We start from the raw sequence: 24,699 nt of genomic DNA, 5'->3' as shown, positions 1-24,699 counted from the left end.
TCGATGCTGAGCATTGAGGAAATCGTCGCGCTGCCAGTCGAGGCGGATTGCCCCGGTGTCCTAACTGCCCGCGCTTTGCCGATTCGCGAAATCGATGGTTGGCAACAGCAGGTGATGATTTTCCAGCCGGCAGCATCCACGCTTGGGATGCCTGCGATCATGCTCGTGCATGGCGGTGGTTTTCAGACTGGGCATCCCGAGGCATGCTCTTACCTGGGGCGTTATTTAGCGCTGCATTTAGGGGTGACGGTTTTTGCGCCGAATTATCGCTTGGGCACGCCCGAGTCGCCGACCTTTCCCAAGCCGGTGGACGATGTCGCCTATGCGTGGAGTTGGCTGAGGGAAAACGCCGCCGCGTGGAACGTAGATGCGGGCAAGTTGTTTGTCGGCGGCAGTTCTGCTGGCGGCGCGTTGACTGCGTTGTCTTTGACGACCGGCAGACTGCCGGGCTGTCAGGGCTTGGTTGAGCTTTGGGGGCCATTGGATTTCATAACGCGCTGGTTTGATAATGGAGAGCAGCCGGGCGCGGAGCGGAATTTGCTCGGCGTCAATTATCCGGAGAATCCGTCGCTTTATCATCAAGCGAGCGCGTTGACGCACGTGGCGCCGGGTTTGCCGCCTGCGGTGTTCATCTATGGCCGCCAGGACCCGGTTGTGCATAAGCGACAGGGCGCGTTGGGGCAAGCGGCTTGGCGGGCGGGCGGCAGCCGCGCCGAGTACGCCGAGTTTGACAACATCGGGCACGCGATCGTCGGCGACAACCGTGATCAACTCTGCAAGGTCGCGGTGCGTGTGGGCGAGTTTTTGCAGTCGTTGATTTAGCACTCGGCGCTTGATTAGCTGGGGTGTGAATTGACTGAAACTGCAAAGTTTTTGGCGAGCGGCGCTATTCCCAAATTGACCCAATCGGTTTAAAATAGTGTAAGTACTTGAATCCCAAAAAGGAAGTTTCGCCATGCCCCATGTCTTAGGTCTCGATGCGTCCACGCAAAGTTTTTCCGGTCTGGTGATCGACACCGACAGCGGGTCCGTTGTGGCCGAAGCCTCGGTGAATTTCGGCCAGAGCCTTCCTCAATACAACGCCCCGTCGGGCTTTATCCCGGATGGGCCTGCAGGTGAAGTGCACGCCAACCCCCTGATGTGGCTCGATGCCTTGGAGCTGCTCTTGGCGGAGTTGGCCGACCTGTGCGACCTCTCGCAGATCGCGGCGGTTTCCGGCGCCGGGCAGCAGCATGGCTCGGTTTATCTCAACGGAAAATGGGTGGACCGCGTGAGCATGCTCGACGCAAACGGCACACTCAGCGATCAGCTTGCCCAGTGCCTGGCGTGCAGCACATCGCCGATTTGGATGGATACCTCGACGGGGGAGGAATGCGCCGAAATCGCGGCGGCGGTGGGCGGCCAACAGGCCGTTTGCGAGAAGTCCGGCTCAGTCGCGATCGAGCGATTTACCGGCCCGCAGATCCGGCGTTTTTATAAAATGGATCCCGGCGGCTATGCGCGGACGGAGCGTATTCACCTGGTGAGTTCGTTCATTTGCTCGGTGTTGTGTGGGGCGGATGCGCCGCTGGACACCGGCGATGGCGCTGGCATGAACTTGCTCAACGTCTCGACGTGGACCTGGGATGCGCAATTGCTGGACGCCACGGCCCCGGGGCTGAAAGAAAAGTTGCCGCCCGTGGTGGACGGGGCGACCGAAGTCGGCTATTTGTCTGAGTTTTTCGCGGAGAAATATGGCCTGCCTGCGGGCATTCCGGTGACGGTGTTTACCGGGGACAACCCGAGCAGCCTCGTTGGCATGGGCGCGAGCCAACCTGGCAAAGTGGTGGTGTCGCTGGGAACTTCGGACACCTTCTTTGCTGCGATGCCGGGCATCGTGACCGATCCGGCTGGCTATGGCCACGTGTTTGGCAATCCGCTGGGCGGGCCGATGTCGTTGCAGTGCTTCGTTAATGGCTCGCTGGCCCGTGAAGAGGTGAAGAACCGGTTTGGCTACGATTGGTCACGGTTTACGACGGCGTTGCAAGCGACGCCTCCTGGCAATGGCGGCAACGTGATGCTGCCGTTCTTTCGACCGGAAATTAGCCCGCGCCTGGATTGGATTGCTCCGGTGTTATCGGGCAGCAGCACGTTTGAGGAATGGGCCGACGCCGATGCCGCCATCCGCGCCTGTGTGGAGGGGCAGTGCATCAACCTGAAGCTACGCAGCGCTTGGATGCAACTGGAGCCGAAAGTGATTTACCTGACTGGTGGCGCCTCGACGAATGACGCCATTGCCCAGGTCGCCGCAGATGTCTTTCAGACCAAGGTTCAGCGCTTGGCGATCAGTGGCTCAGTGGCGCTGGGCGCGGCGATGCGCGCCGCCAACTGTAGCCTCAGCTTGCCGATCACCGAGTTGGAGGCGCAGTTTTGCCAGCCGGAGCCCGGTAGCGAGGTATTGCCGCAAGCAAGTGCTGCCACGTATGAGGCGCAGTCCGAGCGCTTTGCTCAATTGCTGAGAGAGGCTTAAAGGAACAGCAATTTGTCCTGTGCGGCGTTCGTTCCTGCTCGCGCCATCAACTTCTTAAAATCCCAGGCACTGCTTACTCTGATTGAACATTCAAGCGAACGAAGATCATGCCGCTAATGGAGAGTTGATGCGTCACGGTTTCAAATCCGTTGCCTTGCGAAGTGGTTGAGAAGTCGGTGTTGGCTGTCCAAATTTCCAAGTCCTCGGACGTCTGAAGAATGTAGGTTATGCCTTCGGCGCCTCCTTCGGGGCGGCTATACTCAGCGGCGCTGGGGGTCGTGATATTGAGGACCAGTGGAAAGGAATCAGTGACCGTTGGGCTTAAACCGAGAGCGTATTCGATAATGTTTTCGATGCCGTCTCCGTCCGGGTCCTCGTTTTCGCCAGTGGCGTCGGGAACGTTGGCCGCCGCCCAGATTTCATAGGCGGAGGTTGCGTCGGCAACGGTAACGGTGACGGTGTCAGAGTTGGTTACGAAGCCTTCGGTTCCATTGATGGCAACCCAGTAAGTGCTGGTGGTGGTCGGGCTGACAGCAACGGAAGCAGCGGTGGCGTCATCGATCGGGTTGGTCGTATCGCCGCTCTCGCCGGAATACCACTGGTAGCCACTGGCGTCCGTGGCAACGACTGTGAGGGTGGTCGCATCTCCGCTGGTGATGGCGACGTCCTGGGGTTGGGTGGTGATCACGGCGATGGTCGCCGTGGCGGTATTGCTACCGCCGATGTATTTTTTAGTGTCGTCGTCTTCAAATTGATTCTCCGTGTTGACGGCGAATCCAGGGATCTCATTCACGTCGCCTTTCCAGGCACCAACCGAAAAATAGTGCTGATTATAAGTGACATCAAATGGCGGAGTTGTGGGCATGCTGATCGTCTGCGTAACGGAACCCTCAAATGCGTGATAATGGTAACCATAGTCTCCGTGACTATGCCCGCCAAATTCGTCGAGCGCCACGTCATCGCCGTCCATGCTGTATGCCGATTCGTATTTGCCATAGATGGCCACGCCGTCAAAGGAGAAGCCTATCAGCGGCGGGTGTGTGCGCCCCTCATAGTCTTCGATATTATAAAGGTTTATGCCATTGCCATTGTAGCCATGCCCATCTGCGTGCGAGTGCAGGCTCATGCCACGACCAACATGCAGTCCTGTGGAGGTGATTTCGGCAACGCTGGTCGCCAACACGATTTCGTTGTTCATCGCAGGGTATATTTTCGCGCCATCGATGCCAATTCCGGTGGCTGCGTTACCAGCGTAGTTTAAGACATTCCAGTCTGCTTCGGGCAGCCCCGCGTCGCTCGCCAATGTCGCCAAACCCAGCCCCGCCATGTCATTGTCGGTCAGGTTTGTGATCAGGCCATAATCCTTTAGGGGAATCTTCGTGATTCTTGCCTCAAGTATCGCGTTGCGCGTAATGGTCTGGCTTTCATAGCCGCTCGTTGTTCCGTCTCCCGGCGGGCGGGCTACATCAATCAGGAAGTTCGGGCCGCCGGAGGCGTTGTGCGAAAAAATCACCATGAACGGATGGTAAACGCCGTCGTCATCCGTCGCGTTGACGAAATAGATGTCGGCGACGGTGCGCTCGCCCAGCGCGGCGTTGTAGATGTCGAAGGCGCCGAAGCGATGACTCAAGGAGTTTTCGCGATAAGCGAGGTAAACCGATTTGTCATAGCGCAGCGCAGAACCCTCAGCGATCAGCATTGTTTCAATCGCATTGAGCGCTTGCTCGGCTGCTTCGGCGGCGTCATCGCTGTCGCCAAATTGGGCCTGGTAAAAGTCATCAACCTTATTGGGAAAAAAGTTAAACAGCGCGCTGTCGTAGAAATCCCAGACCGCAAGATTTCCTTCGCTATCGGTTGGATAGCTGGCGAATGAGTTCGTTTGCCAAGGGATGCTCCCGGCGTTGAAATCTGAACCATCCTCAAGGCTGAAATCAATGAGATCAAATGAGTTGGCGAGGAGGAACTCGGTGGCGTCGGCTTCGGTTGAGGTCAGCGAAACGGAAGTTGAGTTCATGACCAGCCATTGATCGGAAGACCAGGCGGGGTCTTCCTCATATTCCTCCGTAACTGCATTATAAATCAAGCGCGTCGTCGCCTGAACCTTGGTCGACTCGGCGTCGCCCGTGAACGTGAAAATGAGGTAGGCGATGATGCTTTGCTCTTCCATGTAGAAAGAGGCGCGGTCACGAACGGTCAAAGACGTGGCGGCGCTGACACCTGTCGCGGCGTCGGCGTCGATCGAAAAATAGGACATGAGCTCGGGTTGAATTGAGTAAGTGCCACTCAGGCTCTCCTCGAAAAGCTCATGCGTATGCCGATCAAGAATTTGAAACATACTGCGCAAGACCGTCCCGTACGTCCCAGTGCCGCTCGTGATGTCCGATACGCTGGTAACGGTGAGCGTGTGGGAGGTGGTTGAATCTATGCTTAGGCAGTAGGACTGTGTCGCCGCATCCAGCAGCAGGATATGCTCGCGATTGTCGATGACGTCATTGGCGGCGGGCGTCCAAGATTTGGAAAAGCTAGATTCCAATATTTTATAGAAAGGCGTTGGCCCATAGACATCGGGATCAGCGGATGCAAGGTTGGCTGTAGAGGCCACTATGCCTGTTATTGCAAGAGCCAGCGTTAAGGTCCGGATGGTGTGCGGTTTTATCTCTAGTGGCGCTATCATAAACCGTTGTTGTTGGAGTGTGTGAAGATTTGATTTAACTCTCTTCATCAAATCGATAGATGCGCTGCTCTCCCAGACACTACTGGCTCGGCGGGGCAGGGCGTTTGTTAATCATTATTATTCTAACACGCTGAAATAACGGAAAATGCGCCAAAAAAAATTATCAAGCGTCCACTTATGGCGACCTCGCCACGCAAAGCGGGTCACGAGATTTGTTAGCCTGAGCCATGCAGCTTTTCGTGGCGGATGGACTGTGAGGTCCCGGTGCAATATCCGATTCTTGGGGGCAAAGAGTCGGACTTTTGAGTGGTCATTTATCGGAAGTCTTTGAGTGCTGAACTTCCGATTTCAGTGACTCGACAAACGATTCGGCGTTTGGATTGGGACGCGTGGACGACTGACCGATGGTGGCGATCACTGGATCGAACTTTGGCAAGAATGGTCGGGACACCAGCGAGCGTGGCATGAATTTGATCACGCTATCTGCCAGGATCGCTGCCGCCTGATACGCCTCCAAGCTGGCGAAAAGCGTGGAGATGCCGTCCGTCTCCAAGGCTGTAAAACGTGGCTCAATGCCGAAGGGTTTCAAGATTCTACGGATATGCGGGACATAATCGGGAAAATTAGGCTGGGCCAACCCGACGAGAGAGACATCACGCAGGCGCTTCGGTGCGATGCGCTTCAATTTCGCCAATGGATGATCGGCGCGCATTACCAGCACGAGCGTTAGTCGACGCAGTTCGGTCCATTGAAATCCAGGTGCAGTCGCGATCGATGGCTCCAGTGCGATGACAACATCTAATCGACCTTCAATTGCCATCCGTTTCATTTCTGGCGGTGAAAGGTCCGCGAGCTCGACTCGCACCCCAGGATTTTCTGCCTGAAACCGCTGCAGCGCGCGGGGGAGTATGTCGGCTGTCGCCGAAGTTGAGTAACCGACGCGCAGTACTTCACCAGCAGTCTCGCCGCGCACCCGCTGGACGGCTAGTTCTGCTCGGGCCAACACTTCGCGGGCTTCATCATAGAATCGCTCACCGGCTTCGGTGAGTTTCACTGCGTTCTTTCCTCGCACAAACAACCGCACGCCCAGCTCGTCCTCAAGATCCTTCACTTGGCGACTAAGCGCGGGCTGGGTGAGGTGCAGGACCTGAGCGGCTCGGTTGAACGATCCGTGCGCCGCTACGGCGACGAAGTAACGAAGGTGGCGAAGTTCCACCTTTTTGAGCTGACTCAAACTAAAAGTATTAGCGAGCCCAAAAACACGGCATTGGACGCTTTGCTGGTAATGAGATATGATACTGCAACTTTCAAGTGATGAAAACGAACACCACCTACCAGTTGCCCAATGCGGTGACCAGATATGTCGAAGCAGTCAACCGCTTCGACGCCGCAGGCGCTGCTGCCTGCTTTACGCCTGACGCATCAGTCCACGACGAGCAAGAGGACCATGTCGGCTCCGCTGCTATCGAATCTTGGGTTTCACAAACGAGCCTTAGGTATCAACCACACGCCACAGTGATGAGCGCGCAGATGTTCGGAGATCAACTGAAGATGACCGTCAGGGTAGCCGGGAATTTTCCCGGCAGCCCGGCCGATCTCAACTACGAATTGCGGATGAGTAATGAACAAATTTCTGAGCTGAGCATCCTATGAATATCGAACAACCAGACTTGGCAATTTCAAGCGATGAGTTTGCCGGACGACGTGTCTTCGTGACAGGAGGCACCAAGGGGGCAGGCGAAGCGATGGTTCGCAGATTTGCCGCCGCTGGCGCATCGGTCGCCACCACCGCACGTCGGGCTCCAACGGAGTCGGACCTCCCAGGCATCTTCTTCGCGGGGGACCTGTCTTCAGCGGAAGGCGCTGGAAAAACCGCCGCTGCACTCCTGGATGCGTTCGGTGGTGCGCCAGACATTGTTGTCCACAATCTCGGCGGTTCAAGCGCGCCGGGTGGAGGTTTTGCAGCTCTCAGTGATGAACAGTGGATGGAAGAGCTGAACCTGAATCTGTTGGCTGCCGTGCGCGTCGACAGAGTCGTCGTTCCAGCGATGGTAGAGCGTCAATCCGGCGTCGTGATCCACATCTCGTCGATTCAGAGGCAGTTGCCCTTACCTGAGTCAACTACTGCATATGCTGCGGCGAAGGCAGCGCTGACCACATACAGCAAAGCGCTATCGAAAGAAGTTGGGCCCAAAGGAGTGCGCGTCACATCCGTCTCCCCCGGTTGGATCTATACGACGGCGGCGCAGGCCATGGTGTCCCGGCTTGCTGAACACAGCGGTACGGACGAGGAGACTGCACGACAAGGCATCGAAAAGGCGCTGGGTGGCATCCCGATTGGTCGCCCGGCCTGGCCGTGGGAGATCGCAGAACTGGTGGCCTTTCTTGCCTCTCCGCGCGCCGGTTCCATTCACGGAGCGGACTACATCATTGACGGTGGCTCCATTCCCACCGTTTGAACAGAGCACTTGAAATATCCAAGTGCTAACTGGTGCGACTCAAGGCGGTTGGATGCAGTGGGGCTACTTAACTGAAGCAAGGCTCCTCGCTGGTCATTCGGCGAATCAGGAGTTCGACGATTCAGCCACAGCTTTTGCGACTCCGTCAGCAAAGCCTTCCTCGACATCTTCGATCGAGGTGGTTGCCCCGTAAATACCACCCCAGGCAAAAGTTTTATCGATCTCAAAGTCTCCGATCAATTCTCCTGTAGCGGAATTCTTCACAACCACACGGGCGTCGATATGAATCTGCCCCGTACCTGCTAATATCGCACGCGCCATTGCGTCTCCCTTTTCGTATCGCGTAATCAAAACAACGACCTCAATTTTTCGAGGATCGTTCACTACGCCCAATTCATTTCGCTCCACGTCAATTCGCTCACCAATCCTAATTGCCAGACGATTTAGGTCATCGTGGGCAACAGAGACACCACGTTGCGCCTGGATCTTTAGTTTCACCGAGTCATTCGCATCGACAACTTCTTCCTCTGCTATTGCTTTCGAAAAATTTGCTGAAGGTGCGGTGCTTGCGCATCCGCTTAGTATCAGCGCAATCGCCAATGCGGTTAATGATTGGTTCAGTTTTGATGGTGATTTGATCATAAATTTAATTAAACAATCCTGAGAGGATGCTTACGCCGGTGCGTTCTACTTGTCCTCGAACGTAGCCGCTGCGTGGCAAGTGTGTTTCGCTCTGGGGTGGGAGTTTTCTGCGAGCGAGGCCACCAGCGTTTAAGCGAACGAGCTCTATGCGCAATTAAAATATTTAAATTAATGCTAGTATAATACGTATTCGTATGCGTAAGCAGTTTTATTGCTGCCGAAGACGCTTGCAATACAAGTCGAAGTGGTGTTTGCGGTGATGGGTTTCTGCCTGCGTACTCGCCGGGATCTTGCCCCTTCGAATGACGCTGTTGCGGGGCATTCAATGGTTACCTCAACCTTTGAATTCTTGATGATCTATATCAGCCAATCAATTCGGCTAGATTAGGCGCCAGCTGTTGAAATAGCTTTTATGCATTTTCGAACATGCCCTAGGCAATGGCTGGCTCTGTTTGCGCAGTTGGATCAAGTGCGGTAAAACTGGCGCTTATTGCGTTGTGGCGCCTAGTCTTATAATACTGTAATTCATGATTATGCGATGGTGACTGGGCTTTCGGTAATGTTGTAGCGGGTCCAACTCATGCGACGCCAACGAACATACATTACGGATGCCTTGAGCGCCTCTTCCGCAGTCATCGCGATCCACATGCCGACGACGCCCATCTCATAATGGCTGATGAGCAACCAGCCGAGTGGCAGCGCAAAGAGAAACGTGATCGAGAGGCTGTAAGCGACCGGCCAATAAACATCGCCCACCGCCTTGAGTGAGTTGAACAGAATCAAATTTGCGGTCATGACAAACTGCAGGAGAATGTTTACTTGGAACACCTGTTTGGCCTCGGCCAGGACCTCCGGGTTTTGCGTAAACATTCCAATCAGCACATCCGAGAAGACGTAGAACAAAAGGGAGAGCGCCACCGTGAAGGTTCCGGTCCCCAGCGCAACGCGGGTGGCGCGTCTCCGTGCGGATTCATTGTCATCTCCGCCTTTGTCATAGCCAACGAGGACTTCGTTACCCTGCGAAATAATGTAGGCGACCATGGAGGCGAACGCCGTGAGCGTCAGCACGTAAGAGCGCGTTAAGACCGCCGCCACTCCGAACGCGGAAATGAATTTTAAGATCGTTAACTGGTAGCTGTTGTGGAGCAGGTTATCGGTGACGCTGGGAAGGGAAATGCGCGTCAGTTTCCAAATATGCTTCCACACATCGCGGCTGAAGGCGTTGAAGCTCCAGGAGAATTTTAGGTGTCGCCGCATCACGTAATACAGGAACGCTACCGTGACGATGCGTATGATCAGCGTGGCCAGCGCCGAGCCATAAACACCCAGTTCGGGCACGCCCCAAAGGCCGAAAATCAGGACACACTCCAGCAGCAGGTAGGGGATGCTGCCAAACATACTGGCGACCATGATTTCCCATGTGTGGCCGAAGGCGCGGAGCACGGCGTAACCCGCCGCGATAAAGCCATTCATGATCATCGCAACCGCAATGACGTTCATGTAGCTTCGGGCGTCTTGTGCGACTTCAGGCGGCGTGTTGACCCAATCAATGAAGGTCGGAGCGCCGATCATTAACACCAGCGCAATGAAAAAGCTCAGTATCGTATTGGCGCAAATGGCGATGACGGAAATGCGGCGCGCGCTCTGGATATCGTCCTTGCCCAAGTATTGCGCAATCAGGATGGCCGCGCCAATGGCGAGCAAGCCGGAGAAGTCGTAGGCTAGGCTGAGTATCTGGTTTGCCACGCTGACGGCGGCGGCGAGCTCATCGGAATAGGCGGCGAGGATCAGGGTGTCCACCAGCATCACGCCGACGGTGAACACTCCGATGATAAACAGCGGCAGCGTCAGCTGAAACAGGTTCTTACGTTGAAATTGTGTCATATAATTCTTGGCTAGTTGGCGGCGCTCCCCATGCTGCTCCGGGCATGACTCCCGTCGTGAAAAGTGCGATTCGCAATCATGTCCGCCATCGAATTGGGCGACTGCTTTACCGCCGCAATGCGCCGCAACCACAGTCGCGTGAGGTGGCGTTTAAGAATTACTGGCACTGGCTTTTTCACCACATTCGCGACACGCGGGAATACGCGTTTATCGATCGGCGGAAGCTGGTGGATAAGGGCGACGGGCTGGGCGTTTTTGAAATAAAACTCCGGGTATCCGTCGACGCTGGCTGGCGCACTGGCGACTTGATTTACATCCACTGGCGGAACTTGCCCGGCCACGTGGAGCAGGTCCGCGCGCTGCTGGGCGAAGCGCCGCGCAAGCTGCGTTTGTGGGACTACGGGACCGCGTTTGGTCCGGAAAAATATCGTGCAGTCACGCCGGATGAATTGCTGGAATCGGTGCTGGACCTGACCGAAGCTTCGGCGTCGCTGGTCGCCCGCGCGCAGGCGCTGGATGCGTCGTTTCAACCCGATGGCGCGGTCAATTTGATCGCGCTTCTGGAGCGTTTTCCGACCTTGGCGAATTGGCGTTTGCTGGCCCGCGAGCAATTGCGCATCAAGCCGCGCTTTTACACCGTGTCGCGCCAGGAAATCAATGCTGGCCAGACCACGGTCGAGCTGCTCGTTAGCACGGTGCGCCAGGAATACGCGTGCGGCGCGGCGCCAGCGGTGGGAAGGAGTGGCGCGTTTTTGACGTCGCTGGAGCCGGGAGCTGTTGTGCGCGCGAATCGCATGCCACATCCGCATCGCTTGCCGGTGGAGCATGGTTATGGCGAGTCGGGCATTTGCATCGTCACGGGCACCGGCATCGCGGCAGTGCTGGTTTGCCTGCGGGCAGGCGTGGCCCCAAAACGGTTGTGGCTCATCTGGGGCGTGCGCAACCGGGAAGATGGCATGTTCTACCGCGAGGAATTGGAGGCCTATGCGCACAGTGGCTTGATCGAGCGATTGGACGTGGTCGAGTCGAGGCCGCGTGTAGGGCAGGGCTTGCGAACGCCTGGGTTTGTTCATCACGTCAGAGAGGACATTGCCAAATGGTTGGAGCAGGGCGCTGGTTTGTTTATCAGCGGTCACCGTGAAATGGGTGAGTCCGTTCGGCGTGTCCTGCGGGAAGCGTCGGTCGAAGGTGGCCTGGCTGCGAGCGATGAGAACGCTCGGGCAGAGATGGCTGATTGGAGCGAACACTTGCGCTATATTGAGACGACTTCGGGTTAGTGCCTAACTGAAGATCGTTATTTACCTACGATGTGTAGTTCTGGACTTGGATACCAGATGTCGAGATCGCCGTTGCCGTCCATATCCTTATCGAGGTAGCCAAGCCGAACGCCGTCGCTGCTGGTTTGGAGCTCAGTAGTCGCATTCATCATTCTCACGGAACCATCCATCATGCATACGATGGCTTCATGGCTGTTGACTAGTCGGACGCAGGGTTGAGTGTTATGGTCGGGTGGCCAAATCATACCCTGAGTTGGGGGGACCGCCTCGGTGTTTAGCTTGTTGGCTGCGGTGGTGAATAGGACGGTTTCCGAGGGCTTGAGCACGCGTGAATAGTGATAACCGATCCATTCACCGTCACTTCCGCTGACGCTCTCTTCTGGCTCGAGTCGTTCACCGGTATTCAGCGCATTGAATCCATACCCCATGAAATTGGGATACATCAAATTCGTTTGCTGGTATGCTTCAGAGGGTTCCCATACTGGGCAGCGGAGGACTTCTTCAACATTGTCGAGGTAAGGTGCGAGGTTTCCGTTTGAAAATGAAATGTGGTCGAATCGAAAAGAAAAGCACCATTCCTTCATCACTTCGTTTTGAGGATCATATTCTCCCAGCGGTAGCATGCGGTTGTTATTGTCTATGCGGTAGAGGTTTGCTGCTTGCCCTAATTGACGAAGATTGGATGAGCTTGCTGCAATTTTGGCCCGCGCCCGGACTCCTGAAATTGCCGGAATCGTGATAGCGCCAAGGACGATGAGTATGGCGATGCATACCAGAAGTTCTACCAAGGTGAACGCTCGGGAATGGTGAATGTTGCGTTTGTTCATGGAAATTCGTCGCATTTCTAATACTGGGCCAATCGTTACTCTGAGGTAATGAATATGCGTCTCAAGAACAAAATGCGTTGCGGCAATAACTCCCTAGATGCTTGGTTATGGACGGAATTCTCCTGTTTAACTGCCCTTCGTTACGGGGATCAGAGATTTTTTAGCGTTTTCATCTTGCGCCATGATGGAAACGAGTCTCAGTATCCGAGCCATACGTTATGGAATCAACGATACGCACCATCATCTTGAGCATTTTTGCAGGGGGCCTCTCGCTAAACGCCGCTGAACAAACTTTGACGCTAACGACGCATGACGCCACGGGCACCTTGTACCTGGCAAACTTCAACAACGAAAATGCGGACAGTGAGCCAAATGGTATTGATGGTAAGCCATATGCATATCCATATTATCAGGATCCCTCGGATGGAAATCGCTGGAAGACTATCGTGGCTGAGCCGCTTTCAGCAGCAAATGTGTACCCATATGAAGAGGCGAATTTCACGGTGGTCAATAATACGACGACTGATGCTAATGTCTCGTCTTACTCCTTTGGCGCGCTATCTTGGGACGACAGCTCACTTACCGGAGTGGGGCAAGAGACCATCGGCGTTGGCGATTTATCGCTGAACCTCGATGGCACACGCTTCTCACCACTCTATGGCGATCATAATTACAACAATGAGTTCGCCTGGGCTTACGATCTGATCACTTCCAATCTGACTGGCGCGGGATTAACTTTTAATGACGGTGTCCTCACATCCGTCGATATCGTGGCGGACCTCGCCATTCTCGCCAAAGGCTACGATTTAGACTCTCTTGCCGTTAGTGACACCTTTGACGGGATCGTAAGCTTTAGCGGCAATGGCTTCAGCTTTGATGTTGATGAGACTAAAGACATTGGAACCTTTTATGGACCAGCTGCCGATGTACATGTTTATTTCGATGCTGCTGGGACCTTTGATCTCGTTCCAGAGCCGCAAACTTACGCCATGCTCATGGGGACGGTATTGCTGAGCTTTACGTTTGTTCGCCGCCTGAGAGCCAAGTAATTTCAATCGTCAATAATTTAGTGATGAACAAGAAACTGACAACAACTGCAATTCTCTCTGCTATTTCTGCACTATGTGTAGACGCTGCGATTATTAATCTGGGCTCGACGATGGATTCTTCCAGCTCGATGGCGTTACAGGGACCTGGATCTGAGTCATTTATCATTAGTAACGGTGATGGCACAGCAGCTAATGGCAATGCGGGCGACGATGATTCCAATCCCGATTTCGGTGATAAGATAAACCTTTTTCCACGTGAAGAGGGGTTTGTGGTGGGCGACCTTACCTACAATGATAGCACCATGACAGGCGTCGGCGTCGAAATTTTTTCCATCGATTCCATTGACCTCAGCGGCTTTTGGGCATCCGACCCGTCACGTACGTCTACTGAGCCAACTGACGCTACTGTCGAGTCTGATATTTCAGACTACGCAATTGGTCTGTGGCTCTTCAATTATCCAGGATCCATTACGTTTGGCGCATTGGATGCCGGTGATACCGTGACCTTCACTGATGGTGTTCTGACCTCAATTGATTTGTCTATCTCGACAACTTTCAATGTGGATACCTCCGCTTTTTTGGGTTTTCCACTCAACTTTGATGGGTCCTTCAACATCGCGGGAAATGGTATCAGCTATGAGATCGATGACTCTTTGGCAACTCCCGGACAATTCTGGGGTGACAGCATCGATATGCAGGCAGATATATTTGGTACGGTCAACGCGGTCGCCGTCCCCGAACCGCATACCTACGCGCTGATTGCTGGCGTCGCCGTGCTTGGCTTGGTTGTATTGCGCCGCCGCCGTTGATGAAGCCGAAGACGAGCGGGGCAGACGGAAATACCGTCCACCCGCTCGGACGCCCACTTCATCGTGTAGCGTTTTCAGAAGTCGCCGGTCTCCCTAAAACCGGTCCATTGCTAGTTGGAAGGTTTCCGGTCATAGACACCGCGAAGCCATATGAAAAAAGTGCGCTGCAGCCCCAAGCGGATTACGGTCCTGCGACAAGCTCACCTAGCCCTCATTGAGCTGGTCGAAGTCGTTGTAAAACACCTACGCTTGATGCCGAGGTCGTTATTATTTTGTTTATGACATCTCCGCGTTGGGGATTGTCATGGTGTTTTGTTTGGTCACCTTACCGCTCTGAATCTTCGCCAGCGCAGAGAAGCTTTTTGCGCAAACTCAGGACGTTATCTCGATGGACATCGATATTTAAAATCTACGTTTGGCTTGAGTGACGCTCTGACCCGAATGGCGCTCCGACCCGAATGGCGCTGACCCATCTTGAAACGCTTCGCGATGCTCACCAACATCTGTGAAAAGGCAACGCCGCATACCCGCTCACGTGGTCACAAAAACTGAATAACAAGAAAAAGAGCCGCATCCGCGCCCGCGTCGAACACGCCTTTAGACGCATCGCTCAGTTCGGCGGCGACCGATTCCGCCGTATCGGAAAACGACGATGTTGCTTCGAGACGACTTTAATCAATCTGACCTACAACCTCGAGCGCTTCGCAATGTTCCATGGACGGGCATGAGCCTGCACGCATGCATAAAACCCACCTCCAAAGTTCATCAAAACAAGCATTGCTGAGTAGCTACGCGGCCCTCAAAAGGTTGTGACGACGGCAAAAATCGACAATGGCGGTGAACGGCTCAGAATTAGCACGTTGATCGAACTCACCTTAGGTAGTGTTTTCAAATTAAAGCTTTTGATGAAAAAGTGAGGCGTTCTTTCTTCGGCGTATTCATGGAATTATCGTGACTTTGAGCACTGTCGGATTAGGTGGTTGTAGGAGTCCGGTGTCGGGCTATTACCAAGAACCTCATGAGCGTAGAGATCAAATATCGTCCGGAGATCGATGGTCTGCGCAGCATCGCAGTTCTGGCGGTCATCGTGTTTCACCTGAATCCAGCCTACATCAAGGGTGGGTTTCTGGGCGTCGATGTTTTCTTTGTGATCTCCGGCTATCTGATAACTTCGATCCTGCTGCCGCAGTTTGCGGAGAAGCGGTTTCACTTCCTGGAATTCTGGGGGCGCCGTTTTCGGCGGCTCTATCCTGCGTTGGCGGTCACCGTTTGCGGATCGCTGATTGCGGGCGCGATTATCCTGCCGAATCCCGAACGGGCGGCGATGCCGTTTCAGGCGCTGGCGGCGCTATTCTCTTACTCCAACGTTTACCTGTGGCAGAGCACCGGCGGCTACTGGACCACTGCTTCGGAGACGATCGCTTTGTTGCACACCTGGTCGCTCTCATTGGAGGAGCAGTTTTATATCTGTTTTCCATTCGTACTCGCGCTTGTTTATTGGCGTTTTCCTAAGCGCGTTGGCGTGGTGTTAATCGCGCTTTGTGTATTGAGTCTGGCTGCGTGTATCGGGCTAACGGAGATCAAGCGTAGTGCGTCGTTTTACCTGCTGCCCATGCGCATGTGGGAGCTGCTGATCGGCAGTTTGCTGGCGTGCTATCAACCACGATTGCGCAAGCCGCAGAGTCGCCTTTTCGTCGAGGCTCTGCAGGTAACGGCGGTGGTATTGATACTGGGCAGTTTTCTACTGATTCCTAACGGGAAAAACTTCCCTGGCGTATGGCCGCTGTTTCAGTGCGCCGGGACATTCCTTTTGCTTTGGTTGGGCAGCGCGGGCGGGGTTGTCCCGCGTGTCCTTTCGCTGGCGCCGGTTGTTTATATCGGCAGGATTTCATACTCGCTCTACCTTTGGCATTGGCCGGTCTTTGTTTTCGGTCACTACCTGGATCCATCGCCGAATCCAATTCTGCTGCTGACGTTGGTATTTGCCGCCTCAGTACTGAGCTATCATTTCATTGAGCAGCCTTTCCGTCAAAAAGCACGGATGACGCGTCGTGTGCTGGTGGTCGGCGCCAGCGGTGTTGCCGTGAGCTTCGCAGTATTAAATGCAATACCCCGTTCGCCGTTGCTCTCGGGGCTCGGAGATTTCGAAAGCCCGGTTAGCCTGTCACGTGGCATGGCATACGAATCTGGCGGCGTCCTTCCTGTGACTGAGCTCGAGCACTTGCAGAGCGGCGGTCCCATCATTGCGGTGGTTGGATCATCGCATGCCCGGGTTATCTGCCCGCCGATCGATGCCTATGCAGCCGCGAGTGGTTCGCAGTTTGTATCGCTTTCGACTTCCGGCGTTGGTATTACCGTGGATGGCCCAACTGCTGAAAGAGCAGATGCGAACACGATCAATGAAAATAAGATAAATACGCTGAAATTAATAAAACCAAGCATTGTTATTGTCGCGGGAAATTGGTTCGTGGAATTTGAAAATGAGCATTCTGCGGAGGTGTTGCAGGAGCGCTTGCGGTTACTCGCATCCGCTGCGGATCGCGTGATTGTACTGGGGCAGGCACCGATGGCGCAACTGCCTGACGGCTATGCCAACGCGCTGCGCAAATACCTGGTTTCGCTTGCGCTCAGTGGGCAGGAGCTGATTGTGCCGCTATCGCCCGAGGTAATCGCCGTGAATCAGTGGATCGAGCAGATCGTCCATGGCTTGCACAATGAGCGGATTCGCTACCTGGATCCGCACGAGCTGCTGGCCATCGATGGCCATCAAGTGAAGTATATTCAGGATGGGCGCTTCCTGTATTCGGACTTCAATCACCTGAACGACAGCGGCGCGCAGGTCCTGTTTGACGGGTTGCTCAAGGAAGCGATTGCGGGGCGCGAAGAGTGACGCTGCGCAAAGCCGAACGCTGGGGAGAGGCGAAGGGGCAGGGGAGGCGAAGGGGGCAAACGTGAATAGCGCTAAAATTTGGTCCCCAATCGCTGATCATTTCAACCTTCTTAAAGAGAGGCTACGACCATCTGTGAACTGCTTCGCTGCATTGGAACCGATCCGATTCCGGATCGTCCGAACCGCTCTGAACCCAGAGCAGTCAAACGAATACCAAGGGATAGCAGTTCCTCACCAAGCCAAGAGCACAGATAGTCGTAGCGCCATCCAGAAGACTGAAGTTATGAGCGACTTACACTCAAATCTTAGCGCCATTCATGTTTGACCCTCTCCTCTCCTTTATTTGTTTTATAATATCACTATTGAGTATACAATTTGGAGTAACTCTCATGTCCGAAACGAAACCAAAGCTTAACGCAAGGAATTTAGTTTTTATACTATTGCTGGCTTTAGCGTTTGGTTGCATGGATGTAAAACCACGATATACAGAATCTAGCTATTCCATAGATAAATATGTGTCTGACATCGACGGTAGCGTGGCATATCTTACATGTTTGATACACTCTGATGAAACCGAAGATGTAAAATATTATGCTTTTATGAAAGTGGAACCTCATGGTTATAGTGACAATGTCATATTTTTATCGGAAGGAAATTTAACTCTGCTTGAAGACGCTTGCTTAATAATCGATGAAGTTGGTGAAATTCGTGAAACAATATTTATTGGTAATGGAAGTATTGAAGACGTCGTTTCAGATTTGAACTATACATCACTCTCAGTAAATCAGCTGAAGTGAACTGATACTTAAAAGGAGTTCGGGAAGGTATAGCAGGCTTGAAAGGGGCAGATAACGTGGAAAGTATCTAGCGTGGATTGGCATAATAGCGATTGTGCTTCCAACGATAAGTCTATCATGACAATTGCACCCATCGCTCAACCTTATGTTGGCATAGATTACCACAAGCACTACAGCACTACCAGTGCTGTGGGCACCGATGAGTGGCGCCTCGCCGAGGAACCGGCAATGCCTGCCCGAGGATCTAACGATTCCTCGCCGAGGAACTGATAACTCCTAACCGAGGAACTGGCAGTTCCTCGGCGAGGAATTGACGCGGAGCTGCCAGCTTGATGGGCGCAAAAAAACTGCCACGGACCGAGAAGCCCGTGGCAGTTGAGTGACTGGTGACTTGAATCGCCGGTTAGGTGGCGAGGATGTCCTGCAGAACTCCGGTACGGAGCGATTCCGAGCGCGGCATACGGGCGCGGACTTCGATGCGGTAGTTGTGATCACCGGGGAGGTCTGGCGGGACGCGGAAGATCAGCTCCTTCGGGTGGTTCTGCTTGATGTTCGCCAAGCGCGTTTCCGTTCCCTCGTCTACGTCGATGAAGAACAGGCCTTCATCCGGGGCGTCGGGGTTGAACTTCAGGCGATTGCCGACGATTGAGCCTATGTCGCCCGGCGTGAGCTGTTCGTTGATCGTGCCGCTGCCGTCGTCGATGAAGTCGAAGACGAGTGGGGCGGGCGGAATGCCGTCCACCCGCTCGGGCGCAACCTTGTCGCGCAGCGTTTTCAGCAGGCGACGGCCCGCTGTGGCGTTGAGCGACAGTTGGTGTCGGGACGCGTCATAGGCGTCGTTTTTACCGTTGAACGAGCCGGTGATGCCGGGCCAGAGCTGGACGAGTCCGCCCATGTTGACCCGGTTGCCGTCGATGAGGAGGCTTTCGACGGCGCGGATGGCTTCGACGAGAACCGCGCGGATGTCGGCCTCGGTGATGGTGGAGCCAAGCAGGATCATGCGGTCAACGACCGCTTCGAGGTCCTTGCTGCCGCTGATCTGGGTGATGGCCCGGTATTGGTTCCCCTCGTTAGCGAGGGCGTTTGGGAATAGTGCGTATTTCATGATGGCGTTGGTGGTTGGAAACGGGCGATCAAATAGTCGATCACCCGAGCATTTATGGATTCATATGTTTAGTTTTATCGGTTATTTATTTATTATTGTGGTGGAAAATAGATCTTAGAATGGCGTTTAAGTGGGGTAAATATCACTAAAATTGGCGGAGTAGTCAATGTTTATCTTCTAAAATTTACTATAATAGTGGTTTGTTGGCGGGGTTTGACTGATCTAACCTCCTGAGGCCTGTAAATTCCCAGCAGGCCTTTTTAGCTTTGCTCGATCTGTTGCCTCTTGTGGCGTTAGCGAAGTCAGCGAGGTGGCTGTCTAACCTCGAAGTGCGCAGGGGATCGCGGCATTAAGACCGCCACTCCTACCGAGAGTGAGGCAACTGGTCTTGAGGGGCTTTATGCCCGATTGCATCGGGCGTGCTTGGCGAGGTTCTTGAGGCTGCATCCAGTTTCAGCCACTGGCTAAGGTAGCCCAATTAATGGAAAAATGCTTTTGACTAAAAAATTGGAAGAATAATTGCATGCTGGCTGTCTAATTCCCTTAAACCATGGACAAGCACTACCTAATCACCAGCAATCTGGATAAGAAATGCATTCTTCTGCACATTTGCGAGCGGATCAGCGCGCAGATTGTTCGTGATATCCGCGAGGAGATTGTTCCGCTGTTGGAGCTCTTCGATGAGCCAGTGAGTCTTGTTATTGATTTACGCGAGTCCACTGGCAGCCAGCTTGATGCGATCGACGAACTGCGGGTGTTGTGGGCGCATTATGAGCGAACAAGCATTGGGCAGATTATCCGGATCTTTAAGGATGATTTCGACGACCAGGGGTCCAAAATTTCGGACATGTTCCACCTGAAAGATATCCGCAAAATCAATGTCACCCGGATGGATGAGGCAATCCGCTACTGCGAATCCTTTTCTGCGGCGGGCTGAGACTTCGGCTGAATCACGTCCGCATTTTTATCTTCGACTTTTTCCTGGCCGGTAAAGATCGCGAATGGCTGGACAGAAATGTCGTAATGTGGGGATGTGAGCGTGCCGGTCAGCTCCACTTCGATGGTGTTGGCCAGCGGGCTTAGCACATAGAGCATTTGGCTGAGGATGGGGGTCTGCACATTTCCCAACGGGTGAACGGTGAGCATGAAATTGAGGTTTTCATTCTCGACGTGGAAGTTGCCATTGGCGGCAATTTCTCCGGTGGAGCCGGTTATGCGGCCTTCGGGGAAATAGAGATTGCTGCGCGCCAGCGTGAAGTCGGTCTGCGCAGCGTTAAAGTTGAGTGTGCCCAGATGCAGGCCAATGGAATACAGGAAGCTGGAAAGCCCCCCGAGCAGATGCAATTGACCAAGGTTTGCCTGTGATAGCTCAATGTGTCCCTTGCCAACAAATTGGTTAAAGTCCGGCAGCTGTCCGTGGGTGTCGAACTGCAGGTTCACGAGGCCGGCGTAGCGCTCGTTGAACGGCTTCTGCTTGTCGTCTTTTGTCTTGGATTTTGCGCGGTTGATTTTCTCCATCGCGTCTTGTTTGGCCCGGGCGACGCGGAGGAAAGGGATTGCGTCGTAGAGTTTGTAGAGCGTCGCATTGGTCAGGTGGATGCTGGAGCTCTTGACGTAAAGCTGGTCTTTGGGCTGCCGCTCAATGACGGTTTCCAGCGTGGCGGAACCGCCAGCCAGGCCGAATTTGCCTTGGTCGATCTGGATTTCCTGTGGGGTGACCGCGCAGATGAAGTCGCCATTTTCGAAATAAATGTCCTCAAACTCGAAGCGCGCGGGAAAGATCGCGTGGGTCTTTAAGTAAAGGTCGCCGGGATGCTCGGAATGGTCGCCATAAACGAGCCCGGCCAAGTCGAGACGCGGCGTTTCTTTGGAGGGGAACATCTTGGCGATCGGCACCGCTTCTGCCGCTGCGATCGTGGCGCCCGTGATCAGGGGGATGTGCGTTTGCGCCAGGAACGAGATGTATTTCTCTTCGTCGTTGGGCAAATACTCCCAATGCAGATTGAGCGATGCGCTGCCTGACTGGTTGCTCAGTGAAAAATCAAACAGGTCCAAGGTTTTGGGTGTTTGCCAAATGCGGGTAAACGCCCGATCGACGTGTTGGCCTTCATACTCGGCGTTTTCCAGACTGGCGGAGCCGTAGATGCGATTTTCTACTCCATCGATGCCGTATCGGCCTGACATGTCAATCGACGCATGGGGGGGCGGTCCCTTAAACTGGATCTCCTGCCAAAGCTCGTCCCACCAGTCTTCATCGACGATCTTATTGAGCAGGTTGGGCCAGACTGTGCCCACCGATTGAAAGCGGTAATAGTCGTTGGAAAACTTTTGATAGTAATTGCCGGACACCTGGTAATCATCCGCGTAAAGATCGACTTGGTAGAGGTTCAGGTATTCCTCTGCAATTTCCCCTTCCACGTGGGCGGCCTGCAGGTGAATGTCCTCATACTTCACGTCGCTCAGGGTAACCTCGAACTGAGAATTGCTGGGCTTCAGTCCGGGCTCCAGCTTGACCGACGCCTGCCAGTAGGGGCGTCCAATGACATCGATGTTCTCCGGGATGTCATCCTTGGGCAGGGCTGAGCATTGTAAGATGAATTTCGGGTTCCAACGGGCGCGCATTTTAATGTGGCCCGACTCGTTCTCCGGATAGAAATGGCCTTTGAAAGCCATCCAATTGCGGTCGCTTTTCACCATGACTTCGCCGTTGACGCGCTTGGTCGTTTCGAAGTCGCGCATGTTGAGGCTGGCGAAAGCGCCATCGAAAGGCATGCCCCAGGCAGTGATGTCATAGGAATAAAGGTCGGCAAATTGGGGCAGGCTCGAAAAGCCTTTTACTCCGTTGCTCAGGCGGACGTGGCCTTCGGTGAAACCGGTCTTCACGTGGTCTGACCATTCCAGGCTTTCCAGCCGAAGTCGGCCGGGACCTTCAGGTCGTATAATGCCGTCTACGCCGAGATCGGCCAACAGGTGGATATTGGCTGCGCCGTATTTTACTTTGGTTTCCGGATCGTAGTAGCCATCGATGAATGCCTGAGTATCAATGTTCAGCGGTCCGTTGCGTTCGTTGTCCAGCGCCACGGTGAGGATGCAGTTTTCGAAGCGCGAAAAGATCGTTTTCAGTTCAAACATTTCGCGGCAGGTGTCCACGTAGATCCCGGTGATGTCGGGCGGTTGATCGCTGCTGTCGGCTTCATCCATGCCGGGGAGCGGAGTAAAGAAACTACCCGAAATCTGAGCGCGGGCGCCCAGGACGTCCATGATGAAGGTGTTCAGCTTCCAGTTTTGTCCAGTGCGCGCCATGTTGATGTACAGGCGCTTGATCAACTGCTCACGCTGTCCGCTTGGGGAGATCACTGCGGGCGCATAGAAGCTGCCGTTGGAGAGCGAAACCTGCGTTGGCGTCAGATCGCCGAGCAGCGCATTGATGAGGCTAATGTTTACCTGGGCCCGGTCGGCCTCAATCACGGGATCGGAATTTCCGGTCGTGTAAACTTTCACTCCCCGGGCAAACACAATGCCGCGCAGGTCGATGTCCAGGCTTTCAAATTTTACCTCCAGCCCGTGTTTGGCCGTTTCCTCATCGAGCAATTTCATGAGGTGCGGCGGCGCTGGCGTTTGGCTGTTCCGCAGCACGAAAATGATGAGCGCACAAAACAGGCATAGCAAAATGGCCAAGAACGTGTTTGCCACGTAATGAATTCCTCGGCCAATCAGTCGGAGCCAGCGCATCGAGTTACATCATCAAAGGTTGACTGGATATTTGCAACGTTCCACGTCGGTTTGATGCTAATTCTTTGGGTCCTGAGGGACGGGCGCCGGTTGGTTCTCTTCGGCATTGACCGGCGCATCCAGCACTTCCTGCGGGCTGCGGGGAGCTGCGGGTGGATTTTTCGCCAAGGTCAACGGGAAGAGCGAGTCGATCAGATCCTGAGTCAGGAGGAAGGTGACGTTTTGTTGCGGTGAGCCGCCGACCTGGCGCACGCCGTCGCGAATCGTAAAGGAGTAGGAGCGCTTTTCGCTGCTGCCATCGCCCCCGGGAATGATGATGCCGGCGTCCAATTGATAGCGCCAGGGCAGGTTCGGCAATTCGCGGAACTCGGGCATCAGGTATTCCTTCACTTCGAAGTTCTTGAGCGTGTCGACAATGGTGAGGATTTCCGCGCGGTCGACATCGTCGTCCGGCAAGGCGGTGGGCCAGGTTTCCGAGTCTGTCTTGATGCTCTTGTCGAGGAGCACAGTGTTCGTCTTTAAGTCGGTGATCTTGATCGACTCGACGCGGGCGTCTTTGGGCAGACTGGTTAGCGTCCGGCTGCGGTAGGCGAGGGCGTCGGCGCGTAAGGCGCCCAGAATGCCGAGATCGATTGCGTAAACCGACGCCTTGTCAGCGGTCTTGGCGTAGAGGTTGCGCGGGTTGGCCCAGTGTGGCGGATTCGTTTCGCCCTCGGTTGGGCTGATGTTGTTGCCAATGAGTAGCGTCCAATCGCGGGCGCCCTTGATGGTGACTTTGGCGACGGGGTCCGTGAGGCCCCAGGCTTCCAGGTCGCTGGGCGCGGGGGCGTCGCTGACGAAGGCGACGACCTCCAGCTTGTGCAATTCGCGAATCAAGTTATCCACCAATCCTGGCGCGGCAGCTTCGGTTTTGACCGCGCCGCCGTTGGCGCCCTTGGCTACGCTTTGCCACGCGGGCGGTTCGTCTGGCGTGCGGGATTCCAGGCGTTGCAGGGTGAGTGTTTTACCGGCGCGGTTGATCTCCAGCGTGGTCACTTTGCTCGGATCGAAGCGCAGGATGCGGCGTTCGCGGAGTTCTTCCTGAGCGCGGGTCAGGTGTTCGAAAGGCTTCTTGTTGACGGTGAAAATGGTGGTGTCGTCGCCGCCGTTTTCGAGTCGCGCATAGAACTGCGGCGGGGTGTCTTCGGGCAGGTTGGGGACGTCTCCACCGAGCAGTAGCGTTTGCCGACGGTTGTTGCCGCCCAGGGTCACGCGGAGAGATGGCGTGGTCAAGCCAGCGAGTTCGGGGCTGATCTGGCCGTTGGGCACCAGGCGAATGACGCGCTGGCCGACGATCAGCGCCAGGGTGTTTTGAACCAGTTGATCGTCTGCCTTGGCCGGAACGGGCGTCTCAAAGGCCCAGCCATCGGTGCTTTTCACGAGGCGGATGCGTTGGCCCTGTGATTGCACAGAGAGGCTTTCCAGCTCGAAAACCGGAATGTCGAAAATACGCTGGTTGCGGAGCTCGGAGAGCGGCGCCGCGATCGAGCCCAGCAGTTCGTTGCCGACTACCAGGACATCGTTGCCGCCGGGCGCCATGATGTAGAGCCGGTTGCCCATTTGGGTGGGGGAGCCGATTTGCAGCTTGGTTTCCTTGTCGCCCATCGAGGTTAGGACGAGTTCGAACTTCGCCGGGTCCAGCCCGAAGTCAGCCAGACCTTGCCCATGCTTTTCAATGTCGGACAGCGGAATGCGGGTTTCCTTCTCCAGGAAGCGAAGCTGATCGAGAATCTTTTGCACCGCATTTTCGTTCGCGGGCCACTTAACCGGCTGAACCAGTTGCCAACCGCTGCGGCCTTCTTTCTTGAGCTCGCGAACCTGCTCCTGGCCATCGGCGCCGCGGGACTTGACGGTGATGCCGACGATCTCGCTGGACTCCGGCAACACGAGCGAGCTTTCCTCATCGCCAGCAGCGCGCGGGTCCTCGCGGTTCTCAAGGTAATAAAGGTAATAGAACGCCGCCGCATTGAGCAGCAATAGCACGAATGTGAGTTTCCAACGCATAG

Annotated in this window: 19 protein-coding genes and 1 pseudogene; 12 read left to right on the top strand and 8 right to left on the bottom strand. The window is 54.7% G+C overall.

Annotated elements, in window-relative coordinates; translation table 11 throughout:
- The first annotated feature begins 3 nt into the window (after positions 1-3).
- Both RBB63_RS10985 and RBB63_RS10980 read left to right on the top strand, forming a co-directional pair.
- The gene (locus tag RBB63_RS10985) at positions 4-822 is read left to right on the top strand and encodes an alpha/beta hydrolase (protein WP_309384117.1); all 819 of its coding nucleotides are present in this window, start codon (positions 4-6) and stop codon (positions 820-822) included.
- A gap of 133 nt (positions 823-955) precedes the next feature.
- The gene (locus RBB63_RS10980; protein ID WP_309384115.1) at positions 956-2,509 is read left to right on the top strand and encodes a xylulokinase; all 1,554 of its coding nucleotides are present in this window, start codon (positions 956-958) and stop codon (positions 2,507-2,509) included.
- Positions 2,510-2,582: 73 nt separating this feature from the next.
- On the opposite strand, the gene RBB63_RS10975 is transcribed toward RBB63_RS10980, so the two are convergent.
- Positions 2,583-5,111 (bottom strand): hypothetical protein, encoded by a 2,529-nt coding sequence (locus RBB63_RS10975; protein WP_309384113.1) that lies wholly within the window; start codon positions 5,109-5,111, stop codon positions 2,583-2,585.
- A gap of 382 nt (positions 5,112-5,493) precedes the next feature.
- Positions 5,494-6,417: a LysR family transcriptional regulator gene (locus RBB63_RS10970; RefSeq protein ID WP_309384111.1), complete on the bottom strand. Its 924-nt coding sequence runs from the start codon at positions 6,415-6,417 to the stop codon at positions 5,494-5,496.
- Positions 6,418-6,497: 80 nt separating this feature from the next.
- On the opposite strand from RBB63_RS10970, the gene RBB63_RS10965 reads away from it, so the two are divergent.
- Complete coding sequence (locus RBB63_RS10965; RefSeq protein ID WP_309384110.1) at positions 6,498-6,836, top strand: nuclear transport factor 2 family protein; 339 nt, start codon at positions 6,498-6,500, stop codon at positions 6,834-6,836.
- Positions 6,833-7,642 (top strand): SDR family oxidoreductase, encoded by an 810-nt coding sequence (locus RBB63_RS10960; RefSeq protein WP_309384108.1) that lies wholly within the window; start codon positions 6,833-6,835, stop codon positions 7,640-7,642. The genes RBB63_RS10965 and RBB63_RS10960 overlap by 4 nt, the downstream gene beginning before the upstream one ends.
- A 105-nt stretch (positions 7,643-7,747) precedes the next feature.
- Here RBB63_RS10960 and RBB63_RS10955 read toward each other — a convergent pair whose 3' ends face one another.
- Together RBB63_RS10955 and RBB63_RS10950 are read right to left on the bottom strand one after the other, a co-directional pair.
- Positions 7,748-8,284 carry a DUF4410 domain-containing protein gene (locus RBB63_RS10955; RefSeq protein ID WP_309384106.1) on the bottom strand — a complete coding sequence of 179 codons (537 nt, stop codon included), beginning with the start codon at positions 8,282-8,284 and terminating at the stop codon, positions 7,748-7,750.
- A gap of 531 nt (positions 8,285-8,815) precedes the next feature.
- Positions 8,816-10,168: an MATE family efflux transporter gene (locus tag RBB63_RS10950; protein ID WP_309384104.1), complete on the bottom strand. Its 1,353-nt coding sequence runs from the start codon at positions 10,166-10,168 to the stop codon at positions 8,816-8,818.
- Between RBB63_RS10950 and RBB63_RS10945 the strand changes: the two genes are divergently transcribed.
- A complete protein-coding gene (locus RBB63_RS10945; protein ID WP_309384102.1) occupies positions 10,162-11,445 on the top strand; it encodes a ferredoxin reductase domain-containing protein in 1,284 nt (427 codons plus the stop codon). The genes RBB63_RS10950 and RBB63_RS10945 overlap by 7 nt on opposite strands.
- Positions 11,446-11,462: 17 nt before the next feature.
- Here the strand turns inward: RBB63_RS10945 and RBB63_RS10940 are convergent, their stop codons facing one another.
- Positions 11,463-12,272 carry a type II secretion system protein gene (locus tag RBB63_RS10940; RefSeq protein ID WP_309384100.1) on the bottom strand — a complete coding sequence of 270 codons (810 nt, stop codon included), beginning with the start codon at positions 12,270-12,272 and terminating at the stop codon, positions 11,463-11,465.
- Positions 12,273-12,490: 218 nt separating this feature from the next.
- Here RBB63_RS10940 and RBB63_RS10935 point away from each other — a divergent pair, with 218 nt between their 5' ends.
- From RBB63_RS10935 to RBB63_RS10915, 6 genes and pseudogenes are all read left to right on the top strand, one after another.
- A complete protein-coding gene (locus tag RBB63_RS10935; protein ID WP_309384098.1) occupies positions 12,491-13,321 on the top strand; it encodes a hypothetical protein in 831 nt (276 codons plus the stop codon).
- Between the two features lie 23 nt (positions 13,322-13,344).
- Positions 13,345-14,130 carry a PEP-CTERM sorting domain-containing protein gene (locus RBB63_RS10930; RefSeq protein ID WP_309384096.1) on the top strand — a complete coding sequence of 262 codons (786 nt, stop codon included), beginning with the start codon at positions 13,345-13,347 and terminating at the stop codon, positions 14,128-14,130.
- A gap of 539 nt (positions 14,131-14,669) precedes the next feature.
- A pseudogene (locus RBB63_RS23655) lies at positions 14,670-14,858 on the top strand (transposase); the annotation flags it as partial.
- A gap of 290 nt (positions 14,859-15,148) precedes the next feature.
- Positions 15,149-17,020, top strand: a complete 1,872-nt coding sequence (locus RBB63_RS10925; protein WP_309384094.1) for an acyltransferase family protein — start codon at positions 15,149-15,151, stop codon at positions 17,018-17,020.
- Between the two features lie 389 nt (positions 17,021-17,409).
- Positions 17,410-17,817: a hypothetical protein gene (locus tag RBB63_RS10920; RefSeq protein WP_309384092.1), complete on the top strand. Its 408-nt coding sequence runs from the start codon at positions 17,410-17,412 to the stop codon at positions 17,815-17,817.
- A 117-nt stretch (positions 17,818-17,934) separates the two neighbouring features.
- Positions 17,935-18,087, top strand: a complete 153-nt coding sequence (locus tag RBB63_RS10915) for a hypothetical protein (RefSeq protein ID WP_309384090.1) — start codon at positions 17,935-17,937, stop codon at positions 18,085-18,087.
- Between the two features lie 133 nt (positions 18,088-18,220).
- Here the strand turns inward: RBB63_RS10915 and RBB63_RS10910 are convergent, their stop codons facing one another.
- Positions 18,221-18,922: an HU family DNA-binding protein gene (locus RBB63_RS10910; RefSeq protein ID WP_309384088.1), complete on the bottom strand. Its 702-nt coding sequence runs from the start codon at positions 18,920-18,922 to the stop codon at positions 18,221-18,223.
- A 550-nt stretch (positions 18,923-19,472) separates the two neighbouring features.
- On the opposite strand from RBB63_RS10910, the gene RBB63_RS10905 reads away from it, so the two are divergent.
- The gene (locus tag RBB63_RS10905; protein WP_309384086.1) at positions 19,473-19,859 is read left to right on the top strand and encodes a hypothetical protein; all 387 of its coding nucleotides are present in this window, start codon (positions 19,473-19,475) and stop codon (positions 19,857-19,859) included.
- On the opposite strand, the gene RBB63_RS10900 is transcribed toward RBB63_RS10905, so the two are convergent.
- Positions 19,829-22,615, bottom strand: a complete 2,787-nt coding sequence (locus tag RBB63_RS10900) for a hypothetical protein (RefSeq protein ID WP_309384084.1) — start codon at positions 22,613-22,615, stop codon at positions 19,829-19,831. The two genes, RBB63_RS10905 and RBB63_RS10900, sit on opposite strands and share 31 nt — an antisense overlap.
- Positions 22,616-22,711: 96 nt before the next feature.
- Positions 22,712-24,697, bottom strand: coding sequence for a DUF4340 domain-containing protein (locus RBB63_RS10895; RefSeq protein ID WP_309384082.1), 1,986 nt, complete (start codon positions 24,695-24,697; stop codon positions 22,712-22,714).
- Positions 24,698-24,699 lie beyond the last annotated feature (2 nt).

Origin of the sequence: Cerasicoccus frondis (genome assembly GCA_031296915.1) — a bacterium.
Taxonomy (GTDB): Bacteria; Verrucomicrobiota; Verrucomicrobiia; order Opitutales; family Cerasicoccaceae; genus Cerasicoccus; species Cerasicoccus frondis.
The sequence above is the reverse complement of the archived record's forward strand: the minus strand, read 5'-3'. Positions and strand labels throughout refer to the sequence as shown.

Excerpts from the sequence above, each read along its gene's own strand:
- RBB63_RS10985 (WP_309384117.1), top strand. The coding sequence starts at position 4 with ATGCTGAGCATTGAGGAAATCGTCGCGCTGCCAGTCGAGGCGGATTGC.
- RBB63_RS10980 (WP_309384115.1), top strand. The coding sequence starts at position 956 with ATGCCCCATGTCTTAGGTCTCGATGCGTCCACGCAAAGTTTTTCCGGT.
- RBB63_RS10965 (WP_309384110.1), top strand. The coding sequence starts at position 6,498 with ATGAAAACGAACACCACCTACCAGTTGCCCAATGCGGTGACCAGATAT.
- RBB63_RS10960 (WP_309384108.1), top strand. The coding sequence starts at position 6,833 with ATGAATATCGAACAACCAGACTTGGCAATTTCAAGCGATGAGTTTGCC.
- RBB63_RS10955 (WP_309384106.1), bottom strand. The coding sequence starts at position 8,284 with ATGATCAAATCACCATCAAAACTGAACCAATCATTAACCGCATTGGCG.
- RBB63_RS10950 (WP_309384104.1), bottom strand. The coding sequence starts at position 10,168 with ATGACACAATTTCAACGTAAGAACCTGTTTCAGCTGACGCTGCCGCTG.
- RBB63_RS10940 (WP_309384100.1), bottom strand. The coding sequence starts at position 12,272 with ATGAACAAACGCAACATTCACCATTCCCGAGCGTTCACCTTGGTAGAA.
- RBB63_RS10935 (WP_309384098.1), top strand. The coding sequence starts at position 12,491 with ATGGAATCAACGATACGCACCATCATCTTGAGCATTTTTGCAGGGGGC.
- RBB63_RS10930 (WP_309384096.1), top strand. The coding sequence starts at position 13,345 with ATGAACAAGAAACTGACAACAACTGCAATTCTCTCTGCTATTTCTGCA.
- RBB63_RS10925 (WP_309384094.1), top strand. The coding sequence starts at position 15,149 with ATGAGCGTAGAGATCAAATATCGTCCGGAGATCGATGGTCTGCGCAGC.
- RBB63_RS10920 (WP_309384092.1), top strand. The coding sequence starts at position 17,410 with ATGTCCGAAACGAAACCAAAGCTTAACGCAAGGAATTTAGTTTTTATA.
- RBB63_RS10915 (WP_309384090.1), top strand. The coding sequence starts at position 17,935 with ATGACAATTGCACCCATCGCTCAACCTTATGTTGGCATAGATTACCAC.
- RBB63_RS10910 (WP_309384088.1), bottom strand. The coding sequence starts at position 18,922 with ATGAAATACGCACTATTCCCAAACGCCCTCGCTAACGAGGGGAACCAA.
- RBB63_RS10905 (WP_309384086.1), top strand. The coding sequence starts at position 19,473 with ATGGACAAGCACTACCTAATCACCAGCAATCTGGATAAGAAATGCATT.
- RBB63_RS10895 (WP_309384082.1), bottom strand. The coding sequence starts at position 24,697 with ATGCGTTGGAAACTCACATTCGTGCTATTGCTGCTCAATGCGGCGGCG.